Annotated in this window: 10 protein-coding genes; 2 read left to right on the top strand and 8 right to left on the bottom strand. The window is 65.1% G+C overall.

Annotation, left to right across the window (positions count from 1 at the left end):
- Positions 1–59: 59 nt before the first annotated feature.
- Positions 60–1,229 (top strand): FadR/GntR family transcriptional regulator, encoded by a 1,170-nt coding sequence (locus ACZ1JY_RS00340; RefSeq protein ID WP_465129978.1) that lies wholly within the window; start codon positions 60–62, stop codon positions 1,227–1,229.
- On the opposite strand, the gene glpK is transcribed toward ACZ1JY_RS00340, so the two are convergent.
- The 7 genes from glpK to ACZ1JY_RS00305 form a co-directional block, all read right to left on the bottom strand.
- The gene (gene glpK, locus ACZ1JY_RS00335; RefSeq protein WP_465129977.1) at positions 1,220–2,707 is read right to left on the bottom strand and encodes a glycerol kinase GlpK; all 1,488 of its coding nucleotides are present in this window, start codon (positions 2,705–2,707) and stop codon (positions 1,220–1,222) included. The two genes, ACZ1JY_RS00340 and glpK, sit on opposite strands and share 10 nt — an antisense overlap.
- Positions 2,704–4,260 (bottom strand): glycerol-3-phosphate dehydrogenase, encoded by a 1,557-nt coding sequence (locus ACZ1JY_RS00330; protein ID WP_465129976.1) that lies wholly within the window; start codon positions 4,258–4,260, stop codon positions 2,704–2,706. The genes glpK and ACZ1JY_RS00330 overlap by 4 nt, the downstream gene beginning before the upstream one ends.
- 93 nt (positions 4,261–4,353) lie before the next feature.
- Positions 4,354–5,127, bottom strand: a complete 774-nt coding sequence (locus ACZ1JY_RS00325; protein WP_465129975.1) for a DeoR/GlpR family DNA-binding transcription regulator — start codon at positions 5,125–5,127, stop codon at positions 4,354–4,356.
- A gap of 92 nt (positions 5,128–5,219) precedes the next feature.
- On the bottom strand, positions 5,220–5,729 hold the full coding sequence (locus ACZ1JY_RS00320) for a DUF3237 domain-containing protein (protein ID WP_240946510.1): 510 nt from the start codon (positions 5,727–5,729) through the stop codon (positions 5,220–5,222).
- Positions 5,730–5,731: 2 nt separating this feature from the next.
- Positions 5,732–7,438 carry an alpha/beta hydrolase family protein gene (locus tag ACZ1JY_RS00315; protein WP_465129974.1) on the bottom strand — a complete coding sequence of 569 codons (1,707 nt, stop codon included), beginning with the start codon at positions 7,436–7,438 and terminating at the stop codon, positions 5,732–5,734.
- A gap of 2 nt (positions 7,439–7,440) precedes the next feature.
- Positions 7,441–9,624, bottom strand: a complete 2,184-nt coding sequence (locus ACZ1JY_RS00310) for a TonB-dependent receptor (protein WP_118072092.1) — start codon at positions 9,622–9,624, stop codon at positions 7,441–7,443.
- A 657-nt stretch (positions 9,625–10,281) separates the two neighbouring features.
- Positions 10,282–10,455: a hypothetical protein gene (locus ACZ1JY_RS00305; protein ID WP_162895844.1), complete on the bottom strand. Its 174-nt coding sequence runs from the start codon at positions 10,453–10,455 to the stop codon at positions 10,282–10,284.
- A gap of 46 nt (positions 10,456–10,501) precedes the next feature.
- On the opposite strand from ACZ1JY_RS00305, the gene ACZ1JY_RS00300 reads away from it, so the two are divergent.
- A complete protein-coding gene (locus ACZ1JY_RS00300) occupies positions 10,502–11,104 on the top strand; it encodes a LysE family translocator (RefSeq protein WP_240344738.1) in 603 nt (200 codons plus the stop codon).
- A gap of 16 nt (positions 11,105–11,120) precedes the next feature.
- Here the strand turns inward: ACZ1JY_RS00300 and ACZ1JY_RS00295 are convergent, their stop codons facing one another.
- A complete protein-coding gene (locus tag ACZ1JY_RS00295; RefSeq protein WP_465129973.1) occupies positions 11,121–13,535 on the bottom strand; it encodes a glycoside hydrolase family 3 protein in 2,415 nt (804 codons plus the stop codon).
- Between the last annotated feature and the right edge of the window lie 79 nt (positions 13,536–13,614).

The raw sequence follows: 13,614 nt of genomic DNA, 5'->3' as shown, positions 1-13,614 counted from the left end.
TAACTGCACGCCTTGGCAGCCTCCGCAAAGACGGAGGCCAGGAGGGATGCTGTACGTTCATGGAAGTGGCAATTCTTCCAGCATTGGCATTGGACAACCCGCAGCTCGCCCGGGCGCGCGAGCTGTTCAGGCGCGTGATCAACGAGCACGGCGATCTGTCGTCGACATCGTCGATGATCGCGGACAGGGTTGAGCAGCGGATATGCAATTCCGGCCCCCTCGCGCGTCCCATCACGGAAGCCATGATCGCTTCGCAGTTTGGCGTCGGGCGAAGGATCGTGCGCCAGACCAGCCGCATACTGCGCCAGCGCGGCATATTGATGCCACGCCGTGGCGGCAACGGCCTGGGCGGACTGTGGACGCTGCCGCCGGATATCTCCGGGACCGTGTCATGCATCCATGCCGAACTTGATCTGGGATCAGGCGCGGGCCGGCAGGCCTTCGATGAGGCAGCACAATGGCTGCTGCCAAGCCTCGATGATCGACATGATCCACTGGCGGAATTCATCCGGCTGCTCCTGACCGCACCGGACACGCCACGCCTCCAACATGGGCAGGGCCACCGGCCGCAGAACCTCGCAGATTGGCTGGCAGGCCGGTTGCTGGACGAACTTGCGCTCTCGCACGACGGCAATGGTGCGCTCGGCCCCCTGGCCGACATCGCCAGCGATTACGGGGTCAGCCTGGAAGTGGCTGTCGAAGCGACGCGAATCCTGTCGGATGCCCAGAAGGTCGAGGTTCGCCGCGGCAGAGCGGGCGGCGTCTATGCTTCGAACACGGGACCCGGCCGGGGATTGCACATTACCAATGCCTATCTTTCGGCCAGCAGCGTCTCCACCGACGACTGTCGCGAAGTGCTCGACCGGATCAACACCGGAATGATCGAGATCGCGCGGCAGCGACGTACCGCCGAGGGGCTCGACCGGATCAGGCATTCGTTCAGCCTGATGCAGAATGCACCCGACGGCACCAATCTTGGCCAAGCCTGGTACGGCTTCATTCGCGACATTGCCGATATGGCGTCAAACCCCGTCATGCATTTTCTGGCGCGCTCGATGGCGTCTTCCATTCTCATGCGCCGCACCCGCAGTGCCGAATTGCCCGACGCGGCCGCACGCGAATTGCTTGCGGCAAGCTCGCAGATCCTCAAGCATCTCGATGATACAAAAGCGGCCCCCGTGGTGGCGGCGCAATCGCGCTGCCAGAAGGCGCTCGAGAACTACTGGTAGGCCCCCTGTCGCGCGCGGGATACCGCATCCCGCCACCCGCCGAGCAAACGTTCCCGTTCGCAAGGCTCCAGCACCGGCTCGAAATCGGCACCATGCGCGGACGTGGGCGTATGCGCCAACGACTGCCAGATGCCCGCGGATGTACCGGCAAGGAAAGCCGCGCCCAAGGCCGTCGCTTCAACATTCGCCGGTCGCGAAACCGGGGTTGCCAGAATGTCGGCCAGAAACTGGCAAAGCCAATCGTTCTGCGCCATCCCGCCGTCGACCCTGAGCAGAGCGGCGCCGATGCCGCTGTCCGCGTGCATCGTGCCAACCAGTTCGTCGCTCTGGTAGGCGACCGCCTCGAGCAGCGCACGCGCGACATGTGCGGCACTCGTGCCCAGGGTCATGCCGCAGAGCAAGGCGCGGGCGTTGGAGTCCCAGTGCGGCGTGCCAAGCCCGGAAAAGGCCGGTACCAGATAGACGCCGCCGTTGTCGGGAAGGCTGCGCGCGAGGGCTTCGGTCTCCTGAGCCGTGCCGATGATGCCAAGCCGGTCGCGCAGCCACTGCACGCCCGCGCCTGCCACGAAGATCGAACCTTCAAGGGCGTAGCAGGTGCGTGCCGCAGCGCGATAGGCCACGGTGCTGAGCAAGCGGTGCCGTGATCGACTGATCGTCTCCCCGGTATGCATCAGGCCAAAGGCGCCGGTGCCGTAGGTGATCTTGATGCAGCCCGGTGACAGGCAATGCTGACCGATCAGCGCAGCCTGCTGATCGCCCGCCATGCCTCGTACAGGGATCGCCCTGCCCAGAACCGCTGCCGATGCCACGCCGAACAGCGCATCGTTATCGCGCACCTCCGGCAGCATGGCCCGGGGCACGCCGAACAGGCGGCACAGGTCTTCGGACCAGTCCATGCGCGCGATGTCGAACAGCAGCGTGCGGGCGGCATTGGTGGGATCGGTGGCATGAACCTGCCCTTCCGTCAGCTTCCACAACAGGAAGCAGTCGATCGTCCCGAAGGCTACCGAACCCTCTTCCGCCCTTTGCCGGAGACCCGGCACCGCATCGAGCAACCAGGCGAGCTTGCTTGCCGAAAAGTAGGAATCGAGCACGAGGCCGCTGATTTCCGAAACACCTTCTTCAGCGCCCTCCTTCGCAAGCCTGTCGCACAGTTCCGCCCCGCGGCGGTCCTGCCAGACGATTGCCGGATGCACGGCCTTGCCAGTAAACCGGTCCCATACCACGAAGGTTTCCCGCTGGTTGGCAATGCCGATCGCCGCAATTTCATGGCCGCCAGCTTCTGCCTCGGCCAGTGCCTGGCGCGCCGTCGCCACGACATCGCGCCAGATCGCCTCCGGATCATGTTCCACCCAGCCAGGCCGGGGATAGGACTGTGGCAGTTCAACTTGCGCGCGGGCCGCAACCCGGCCCTGCACGTCGATCACGAGGGACCGGGTCGATGTGGTGCCCTGATCGATCGCCAGGATAGATTTCATCGCGCCCCTCCGGTTCCGGTCCGGAGATAGCCGTCAAGCGCCGCCACCTCGTCGGGCGACAGGCGAAGGCCCAGCTTGCTGCGCCGCCACAGGATGTCGTCGGTCTCCCGCGCCCATTCCCGGTCAATCAGGTAATCCACTTCGCAAGCCGTCAAACCGTGACCGAAGTGAGCGCCGCAATCTGCCAGCGATTGCGCACTGCCCAGTATCTGCCGTGCCAGCGTGCCATACGAAGTGATCAGGCGATGCGCCCAGTCGCGCTGCAGGAACGGATATTGTGCCATCAGGTCCCGGGTCAGCGCCGCGGCACCGGTCATGGCGAAATCGCCTCCAGGCAGTGGCGCGGTCGCAGTCCAGCCCTTCCCCCGCAAACCGGTCAGACGCGTGGCGAGCAGATCGGTGGCTGACTGCGCCAGATGGCGATACGTGGTCAATTTGCCACCGAAAACGCTGAGCAGCGGCGGTCCCATCGCCGCGTCGGAGAGATCAAGCCGGTAGCCGCGCGTTGCGGCTTCGGGGCGGCCCGATCCGTCGTCGACAAGCGGGCGGACGCCAGCAAAGCTCCATACCACGTCGGCCGGAGTGATACTCTTGCGGAAATAGGCGCTTGCCCCCTCGCACAAGTAGGCAATCTCGGCGTCATCCGGCTTCAGGTCATCGAGTGGGCCCGTGTGATCGACATCCGTCGTGCCGACCAGCGTGAAGTCCTGCTCATAAGGGATGGCAAAGAAGATGCGGCCATCGGGCAGCTGGAAGAAATAGGCATGATCGTGTTCGAACAATCGCTGCACCACGATGTGCGATCCGCGCACCAGCCGCATCTTCCGGCCGGCCCGATCTGCCGAAAGGCCCAGGAAATCAAGGCCACGAACATCAAGGCCAAGAACATCAAGCACTGCCGGCCCGGCGGCATTGACCACCGCACGCGCGGTGAACTGCCCGCCTCCATGCGTCCCGATCCGCCAGAGATCGCCGTCACGCGTCAGGCTCGTAACCTGCGTCCGGGTCAGCACCGTCGCCCCTCGGTCGGCCGCATCGCGAAGGTTGAGCACGACCATGCGCGCATCGTCGACCCAGCAGTCGGAATAGGCAAAGCCTGTCGCGAACCCTGGCTTTAGCGGCGCCCCCGCCGGATGCGTGCGCAGGTCGATCGTGCGCGTCGGCGGCAGGGCGCGCCGTCCGCCGATGTGGTCATAAAGGAACAGGCCCAGCCGCAGCAGCCAGCGGGGGCGCAGGCCCGGCCGGTGGGGCAGGACAAAGCGCAAGGGCCAGACGACATGGGGCGCAATCTTCCATAGCCGTTCACGCTCGGCCAGGGACTCGCGCACAAGGGCGAACTCGCGGTGCTCGAGATAGCGCAGGCCGCCGTGGATCAGCTTGGTTGAAGCCGAGGACGTGCCGCGGGCGATGTCTCCCGCTTCGAGCACCACGACGCTGGCGCCTCGTCCGGCAGCATCCCGCGCGATCCCGGCACCATTGATGCCGGCGCCTATGACAGCCACGTCGTAGGTCGGCTCCGCGTTTGTCGACACAGGTCTCACAGCTTTGGTCATGGTTGGCTCGGTCTGAAGCGTTGCAGGCAGGAAAGGTCGCTCCGCGGCAGTCTGGCCTGCGCGGCTCAACCGGAATCTCGAAAGGCAGCTCGATCAGCTGGGGTCGGTTTCAATCACCCGTACACCGGCTTCTGCGCAGCTGCGGGCAAGGCCGGGATCGGTGACTCTGTCCGTCACGAAAGTGTCGACATCGCGCATGGTGGCAAAGCGCACCGGGGCGTGGCGTGAGGCCTTGGACGCATCGGCCACCAGGATCACATGCCGCGCATGCGCCACGATCGACTGCGAAACCTTGATCTCGTCGATGTCGAAATCGAGCAGGCTCCCGTCGGCGTCCAGCGCGCTCGCACCGATCACGGCATAATCGACCTTGAATGCGCTCAGAAAATCCACTGCAAGGGGACCGACGACCGCGCGATCCTCCGCCCGCAGGCGGCCACCCGCCACGATCACCTCGATCCCGCGGGCGTCTGCCAGGATTTCGGCGACGTTGAGGTTGTTGGTCACCACCATCAGTCGCTGACGTTGCCGAAGGCGCGACGCGGCCGCCTCCACGGTCGTGCCGATATTGATGAACAACGACACCCCGTCGGGGATCAGCGCCGCCGCGGCCTCGCCAATGCGCGACTTGGCATTCGCCGCAAGCGCCTGACGCGAATGGTAGCCCAGATTGTCCAGCCGGGATCGCAACATGGCGCCGCCCCGAACCCGCGACACGACGCCCTGTTCGTCCAACTGGCGCAAATCTCCGCGAATGGTTTGCGGCGTCACGCCCAGCGATCTGGCAAGATCTTCGACCTTGCCGTGCCCCACCGCATCGAGATGTTCGACAAGCCTCAGTTGGCGTACCGCAGCCAGATCGCGCACGTTCTGTATCCGCCCATCTTCCCGCAGGGTGCAGGAACCCTGCAAAGCGTTGGCCTGTCCCGACGCCCGCCTGGCAAGCTGTGGAGCCGGCGTCATCGCACTTCATAGAAGCGCAGGACCACCTGCCGCAGCCTGCCCTCCCCGTCAATCACAGGCTCGATCGTCGAGGTGAACACCGACTTGTTCAGCCAGTCGTGCTTGCCGACAGGCGCCGTGAACACCGGCGTCGCCCTGGCATAGGCGCCCCGCTCCGCACCCGCCCCGCAGGCAAGGCCGACGTTGCGCACATGGATCAGCGACTTGTCCTCCGCACGGATGAAGTAGTCCGCCACGATTTCGGAACAGCCATCGCTGCGGATCAACTGCCAATCGGCGCCTCCGGGCAGGACCGTGCCCTGCAGCATGGGGCCGCTGATCGTGCCTCCGGTTATGCCGATGCGGTTCCCTGCCCCGCGCGGGTTGGCACCTGCAGCCTCGGCCGGTTCCAGATCCACGCGCTCCTCGAACACGAAACGCAGCGTCGGGGCTCCCGGCTCGGCAGCACTGACCGGCGACGCGCCCGCGAGCATGGCCGCAATCAGCATTCTGGCAATCGTCGTCATTCTCAGGCTCCAATCGGTTGCGTGGCAACAAGCACCCAGGTCACGAACAGACCCGACACGACCGCCCCCGGTACGACCGAGCCGAGCGCACGCCGGGAAACTGTCCCGAAGATGCCCACGAAGGCAAGAAACACCGCAAAACCGATCGCGGAGATTACCCGCAGGCCTTCACCCGGCAACAGCAGATGTCCCGTCACCGCCAGCACGCCGTACTGCACCAGCAGGAACAGCACGAAACCTCCCGACGTTGCCGCCACCGCCCGCATCGTCGCTCCCCACGGCCCGCCATTCTCCAATGGTGACACTGCCTGGATCAGGCACAGCGAGGCAAGGCAGTTCACGGTGAAGAACGGTGCGTAAAGCAGGAAGTCGCGCGTGCGTTCGAGCGTGACCGGACGGACCGTGATGAACCACCATGAAGGATTGACGTGCAACAGTCGGTCCGCCGCCAGAACCAGGACATAGGCGGGGATGAGCGCCAGCAGCGCAAGGGGCAGAGCGCGGGGAACCTGCGCCAGTGGCAAGGCACTACCCTGCCGCCGCAACGCAATGACCGCAAGGATCGTGCTGAGCAGTGCCCAGCCTGCGAACTGGTTGGTGAAGGTCTGCCGGAACAGCCCGTTCTGCCCGAGCGCGACCTCGGTCAGCATGCAAGCCGGGATGAACAGCAGCGCCGGCACGATGGCAACAGCCGCCAACGCCAGAGGGCTCCGTGTCGCTGCCGCGTGCGGTGTGGGCGCATCCGCCTGCGCCGCAATGGCAAAGGCCCGGCCGCCGAATGCAGCCAACGCGCCCGCGATCAGCGCCGGGATGGCCAGCAGCGCCAGAAAGTCCCCTGCCTCGCGCCATGGCCAGATCTGGTCGCTGGCCGGAAGCGGGCGCGCGCCTTGGAGCGTGCGGCCGAACCACTCGATCGCCGGCGAGATACCTGTCCGCGACTGGTGCAGCCAGGCATGGGTCACGTCCGGCGTCAGCAACATCCGCGCCGACCCGTCCTCCACACGGCCATAGAGCCGGCCAGGCTCGACAGGATCGCGGCTGCCGAACAGATCCCGCAGCTTCTGGACAGAGCCGGTGGCAAGCGGTGCCTGAGGCCCCCACATGAACCCGCCGAACTCGTCGCGCGTGCCATAGACCACCAGCAGGTTGCGCGGGAATGCCGTGGTGCCTTCGGGCGCAAACGGCGCACCCACGCTCGAACCTTCCAGTATCAGCGAACGATAGCCATCAGGTTGGGCCTCGGCAGCGCGCAGCACCGTCCAGCCGCCCATGCTGTGGCCTTCAAGGCCGATGTTGTCGCGGTCCACGAACGGCAGTCTGCGCAAGTAGGCAAGCGCATCGGGGCCACCGAAGCCATCGGCAAAGGCCACTGGATCGCTGGCTCCGTGCCCGCGCTGGTCGGGCGCCAGCACGACATAGCCGCGCCGCGCATATTCCGTCGCAAAGTTGCCCTGCATTTCCGCGCTGTTGAGATAGCCATGCACCGCCAGGATCGCCGGAGCCTTGCTGGCCTCGGTCGCGCCTGCGGGGCGAAACAGCAGCGCGCGCATCTGCGCACCACTGCTCCCCCGGAAATGCACTTCACTGACACTGACGCCGTGGGCCGATTGCACCCTGCTTGCCAGAAGCAGTCCAGCGATGGCCAGGAGCATGGCGGCAAGAGCGACGAGCGCTCCTGCCCTTGCCTGTCTGGTGCTGCGAACGCCCACGATCAGAACTTTGCCTGGAAGTCGACGCCATAGCGGCGCGGATAGGGCACCGTGCCAAAGCGCAAGTTGGTGTTCGTTTCGATGCCGACGCCAACCAGCGTCTTGTTGTCGCTCAGGTTCTTGCCCCAAAGGCCAAGCTCGTACTTGCCCTCGTTCAGCGACAGGCCAATGCGCGCGTTGTATTCCTCGAACCCCGGCGTGCGGCCAAGGCTGAACGGGAAGACATCGGCGTTATAGGCGGTGAAGAACTGCGAACTCTTGTGCACCATGTCGCCATGGAGCGTCAGTTCGGTCGAGCCGTCAAGCGGGACAGTATAATCGGCCGCACCGCTGAACGAGAACTTTGGCGCTTCGATCATGCGATTGCCCGCAAGGTTGGCACCGTTCAGCACCAGCCGCGTATACTTGGCGTCGAGATAACCCATCCCTGCCGAAAGGCGGAACTGTGGCGTTATGCTGGCATTGATTTCGGCTTCCACGCCGTTGATGCGCGAACGGCCCGCGTTGACCAGCGCCTGGTTGATCACCGAGATCGAATTGATGAACTGCTGGTCCTTGAACTGGTAATGGAAGGCCGAAAGGTTCAGCGTGACCTTGCGGTCGAGCAGCCGGCTCTTGATCCCCACTTCGTAGGCATCGAGGAATTCGGGCTTGGCCGTGTTCAGGTCGCCCGGAAACACCAGCGCGCCACCGTTGAAGCCGCCGCTGCGGTAGCCTCTGGCATATTGCGCAAAGGCCATGAAATCGGACGACGGCTTGTAACGCAGGCCAAGGCGACCGCTCGGCTGGGTCTCGGTGTAGTCGACATTGGTGTTGGGAATGCCAAGGCCCGGGATGTTCACCACCGAACGGAAGTTGCGCATCGTCGCCTTGTCATGCGTCACGCGGATCCCGCCGTACAGGCTGAAGGAAGGCGAGAAGTCGTAAGTGCCGTCCATGTAGGCGGCATAGGAGGTGCGCGTCTGGCGATAGGTCTGACGCCCATCGAACGCACCGTTGAACTGCGAGACGTGGAACAGGTTGTCGAGCGTATCGCGGAAGTAGAACAGGCCGGCGATGACATTGAACGGTCCATCGAACTTCGTCGTCAGGCGCAGGTCCTGCATGTACTCCTTGGTCCGCGCCTCGAAATCGAGCGCCAGGAGGTTTGCCGCGCTGCCATCGCCATCCACCTCGTTGAGGAAGTAGCCCTTGAGGTATGACGAGATCGAGGTCAGCGTGACATTGCCGAGATCCTTGTTCAGCGTAAGGCTGACGCCGTCCCCACGCACGCGAATGCGGCCATCGCGGTCATAATACCCCTCGCGCGCATCCAGCAGCTTGCCGGTCACCGGATCGCGGCGGGGGTCGAAACCGAAAGCGTTGGTGTTGCCGGGCAAATAGCCGGTCACATTGGTACCAACCGCCTCGGGCGAGCTGCGCGTGTAGCTGTAGCGCAGCGTGGCATCGAAGCCGGCGTCGTCCTTGTACTTCAGCGCGGTGCGGATCGCGACCTTGTTGAAGTTCGACTTGTCCCGCCCGCCGGGCAGCAGGTTCTTGACGAAGCCGTCGCTGTCGCTGGTATTGAACGAAACGCGCAGGGCCAGCCGGTCCTCGACCAGCTGCGTGTTCGCCGCGCCTTGCAGGCCGACATAGCTGTAGTTGCCAAGCTCGCCCGAAATGAAGCCCGAGTTGTCGAACTGCGGCGCCCGCGTGACATAGCTGACGGCACCGCCCACCGTTTCCTTGCCGAACAGCGTGCCTTGTGGGCCGCGCAGCACTTCGACGCGGTCCATGTCGAACAGCTGCGCACCGCCGAGGAACGAGGCCCGCACGAAAACTTCATCGTAGAAGATGCCGGTGGGCGACGAGGCGTTGAGATCGAAGGCCGATTGCGCGATGCCGCGCACAGAAAACTTTGGCTGATCCTCGTTGCCCAGCACGCTCACCGAAAGGTTCGGCGTCTGGCGCGCCAGTTCGGTCCCGCTGCGCATCTGCAAGGTGCCGAGCGATGATCCAGCCACCGCCGTAATCGCGATCGGCACGTCCTGCACGCTCTGCGCGCGCTTCTGTGCGGTCACGATGATTTCGTTGGGATCGCTCGCGGCCGTATCGGCGGCCGACTGTTCCTGTGCAGCCGCAGATCGCGCCGCAAACGTTGCAATGATACTGGCCGAAACGAGCAGGCAAAGGCGGCTGGTGCGCATGGTGTTATCCTCCCGAAGGCGGCCTCGTCCAATTGGCTTGGCGATGGCCGGGTTTGTCTTCGGGATTTTTCGCTGCTTTTCGTTTCCGAAAATAGCGGCCTATTTGAATCCGGTCGCAGTGCCCCACGCCGCCTCACACCCCACACACCCCAAACACAACCGTCGCCCCGGGCTTGACCCGGGGCCCCGCTTTTCTTCCTGCACGGTCTCGCAACAAAGAAGCGGGATCCCGGGTCAAGCCCGGGATGACGACGGGGGTCACGCTGATAGACCTTGACAAAACGAACCATATAGGTTATACGCCCCGCCCACAGGTCAGGAGAGGGCACAAGGCCAACCCGCTCCTCTCCTTCGGAAGCTGACGCTGTGTGCCGATGCTTCCGGCGCGATCGGTGCGGCAGGTGCGCGCGGGTTCAACAAGGGGCGTAAAGCCCAAGACCCACCGGGCAAGACCTGCCGTTACCCAAGGACAGACAGGACACCCCAGGGCTGATAGCACGGCGCCGAACCCTGAGCGACGCTGCGGATGCGGAACCCGCCATGATTGTGCGACTTGTCAGCACAAACGACAGGTTCTTTTCACGCAGCCGCTTGCCAGAAGCCAAGGCAGCCCGCGAGCCGCTGCCAAAGCTTCGTCCTCTCACCTATGTCCGACCATCAGGCTGAGCCGATCAGGGGCCCGGAACCGCCCCCGGCCACTCGCACCCGGTCCCGCGCCCCATCCCTTGCGTGCCACAACGGCACCGCACCGGTCGCGCGATCTGTCAGCTTCCCACCGGCGTTACCGTCCGCACTCGCCAGCGGATGATCCTTCATATGCTTGCGTTCCATTGTGGCCGCGTCCACTGCAAGTCCTTCACCCACAAGGACCCAAGGCTTGGACATCGTCGGTTTCGCCCTTGCCGTATTGCTGATCGAATTGACGCCCGGCCCGAACATGGCATGGCTGGCAGGCCTCGCTGCGACTGAAGGCAGGCGAAACGGCATGGCTGCGGTGGCCGGCGTCGCGCTCGGTCTCCTCGCCAACGGCGCGCTTGCGGCCCTCGGCCTCGCCGCCCTGCTCGAGAGCTTCCCCGCCTTGTGGAACGGCCTGCGCATCGCGGGCGCGCTGATGATGGTCTGGCTCGCGGTCGAAGCCTGGCGCGGCGCCGGCAAGGAAACGCCTGCTGCCAACGGCACCACCGGGCGCGCCTTTGCCACCGGCGCGCTGATCAACCTGCTCAATCCGAAGGCCTACCTGTTCTTCGTGGTCGTCGCCCCGCAATTCCTTGGTGGGGAAACCCTTGGCCTTGGCAACGCCCTCCTGCTCAGCTTCGTCAGCACGGCCATCGCCACGCTGATCCACTGCGCGATCGTGCTTGCCGGAGCCCGTGCCCAAGGCTGGCTGTCGGATCCCCGGCGGACGCGCACGGTCCGCCGGATTTTCGCGCTGATCATTCTCGGCGTGGCAGCGTCCTTCCTGCTCACGCCGATCCGCTAGGGCACTCCCTAAGGCCTTATTGGACGAAGGGCGGGCACGGAATCGTCTCGCCCACGCCCTCGATGCGGGCGTTGCGCACACTCACCGTGAAGCCCTTGTCCGCGCTCAGGCGCAGGGGCGAACCGACTGCATTCAGTTTCGCGCCATGCTCGGCAAAGCAGGTCAGCGGGATGCGCAGGGTCGCTGGCTTGCCCGCAGTCCCAAGGCTCTGGCTGACGTCCAGCTTCACGCCCGCAAAGGCAACCATCACCGGCCCCGACCCGCGCGCATCGAGCCGCCAGTCGAGCCGCAACGCAAAGCCGCCATTGAGGTGGCGCTGCATATCCACCACCGGCCCGTCGAGCGCGATGTCGCCCTTGCCGCCCCAGGTAAACTGCCGCGCGTCTTCCTGCGCCGCCACATCGACCGCGCGCATGGTGACCACGCTGTCCAGCCCCAGCCGCCACGGTTCGATCACCTTGCCGGCACGGATGAAGGTCGTTTCACTCAGCAGGCTGCCCACCTCGACGCGAGGGTCCTCGTTGACCTTGCCGACGCTCGCGGGCTTTGCGTAACTGAGACCATGGCCGACGCGCCACAGCGGCTCCACCATCGGCGAACGGGCATCGCGCGGCCAATCAAACGGGAGCGTCCCGGTAAAATCGCGCGGCGGCTTGCCGTCCTTGCGCGCGACCAGCACATCGGCCACGCCCTGCCCCTGCGAGCCCGGTTGCCACGCCGCGACGAAGGCATCGGCCACGTTCATCTCAGGTCCCACGAACATCGGACGGCCCGACAAAAACAGCGCCACCACCGGCACGCCTTGGGCCTTGAGCTGCTTCATCAGCTCCAGTTCGCCCTCGCGCGACTGGAACAGCAGGTTCGGCACATCGCCCTGAAACTCGGCATAGGGCTGTTCGCCGAACACCACGATGGCGACATCAGGCTTGACCGCGCCCTGCCCCTTGGCAATCTCGGCGGAACCGCCCGCTTCGGCGACGGCCTCGACGATCGCGCGACCGATGGTGCGGCCCTTGGGGAAATCGGCGCCCGTCGTGTCGGTGCCCTGCCAGGTGATCGTCCAGCCACCGGCCTGCATCGCCATGCTGTCGGCGCCCGGCCCCGTCACCAGCACCTTGGCACCCGGCTTGATCGGCAGGACCGACCCTTCGTTCTTGAGCAGAACGAGCGACTTGGCGACGGCCTCGCGTGCCACGTCGAGATGCGCCTGCGCCCCCACCGCTGCGGGATCGCCACGCTCGACCAGCTTAGGCCCCATCAGCCCAAGCTTGTACTTCACCCGCAGGATGCGCCGCACTGCGTCATCCAGCCGCGCCATCGAGATCGTGCCCTCGCGCACCTGGCGCAAGGTGTTGTCGTACAAGCCCTTCCAGCTGTCGGGCGCCATGTAGAGATCGAGCCCGGCGTTGATCGAGGCGGCGCAGTCGGTCGGCGTGCAGCCCTCAACCTGACCATGCCCGTTCCAGTCGCCGACGACCAGCCCCTCGAAGCCCATCCGCTTCTTGAGCACGTCGGTCAGGAGCGAGCGGTTGCCGTGGTTCTTTGCGCCGTTCCAGCTCGAGAAGCTGGCCATGACAGTCAGTGCCCCGGCGTCGATGGCAACGGGATAGCCCTGTGCGTGCAGGCGGACGAGTTCGGGTTCGGCCAGTTTGGCATCACCCTGGTCCTTGCCATGTTGGGTTCCGCCATCGGCAAGGAAGTGCTTGGCGCTGGCGGCTACCTTCTCGGCCGTCAGCGGCTTTCCGGCGAGCAACGGGCCCTGCAGCCCCTCGACCATCGCCTTCGAATAGCTGGCGATCACCGCCGGATCGCTCGAATAACCCTCATAGGCGCGGCCCCAGCGCAGGTCCTGCGGAGCGGCGAGCGTCGGGGCGAAAGTCCATTCGATGCCAGAGCCCGCGACCTCGGCCGCCGTCGCCACACCGATGCGCTTGATCAGATCGGCGTCATGCGCCGCACCAAGCCCGACGTTGTGCGGAAAGATCGTGGCTCCCGGCAGGTTCGAATGACCGTGGACCGCGTCGACCCCGAACAGGATCGGCACGCCCGCCCCCGCCTTGCGCGAAGCGGCGCGGAACTCGTTTACCAGCTTGAGCCACTTGGCGGCATCGGCACGCTCGTCGCCATAGGGGCCGCTGTTGCCACCGGCGAGGATCGACCCGAGCGGATAGCGGGCAAGGTCTTCAGGCTTGATCGAGCTGATATCGCCCTGGATCACTTGGCCGACCTTCTGTTCGACCGTCAGCTTGCGCAGCAGCCTGGTGATGGCCCGCTCGGTCCTGGCGTCGGTGATGGTCGACGGACTGTGAGCAACCGGCCAGTTCGCCGGATTGGCCACCGCGCTTTCCTGCGCTGTTACCGGCGCAGCGGCCAGCAGGAATGATAGCGCCACCACACTTGCCATGGCAGGACGCAGGCTTCCCTTCGACATCGACTTCCCCAAATTCTGTGAACGTTCTCAATCGAACGTCTCACATGTTTGCGAGCGGAAATCAACCCTTGACGAAACG

The sequence above is a fragment of the Novosphingobium sp. BL-A-41-Hi4B-X5A genome (assembly GCF_055521705.1).
Note: the sequence above shows the minus strand (reverse complement) of the source record. Positions and strands in the feature narration are given on the sequence as shown.

What these genes read in the sequence shown, in the direction of transcription:
- ACZ1JY_RS00295 (WP_465129973.1), bottom strand. Translation starts at nt 13,535, where the DNA reads ATGTCGAAGGGAAGCCTGCGTCCTGCCATGGCAAGTGTGGTGGCGCTA.
- ACZ1JY_RS00305 (WP_162895844.1), bottom strand. Translation starts at nt 10,455, where the DNA reads ATGGAACGCAAGCATATGAAGGATCATCCGCTGGCGAGTGCGGACGGT.
- glpK (WP_465129977.1), bottom strand. Translation starts at nt 2,707, where the DNA reads ATGAAATCTATCCTGGCGATCGATCAGGGCACCACATCGACCCGGTCC.
- ACZ1JY_RS00320 (WP_240946510.1), bottom strand. Translation starts at nt 5,729, where the DNA reads ATGACGACGATTGCCAGAATGCTGATTGCGGCCATGCTCGCGGGCGCG.
- ACZ1JY_RS00340 (WP_465129978.1), top strand. Translation starts at nt 60, where the DNA reads ATGGAAGTGGCAATTCTTCCAGCATTGGCATTGGACAACCCGCAGCTC.
- ACZ1JY_RS00310 (WP_118072092.1), bottom strand. Translation starts at nt 9,624, where the DNA reads ATGCGCACCAGCCGCCTTTGCCTGCTCGTTTCGGCCAGTATCATTGCA.
- ACZ1JY_RS00330 (WP_465129976.1), bottom strand. Translation starts at nt 4,260, where the DNA reads ATGACCAAAGCTGTGAGACCTGTGTCGACAAACGCGGAGCCGACCTAC.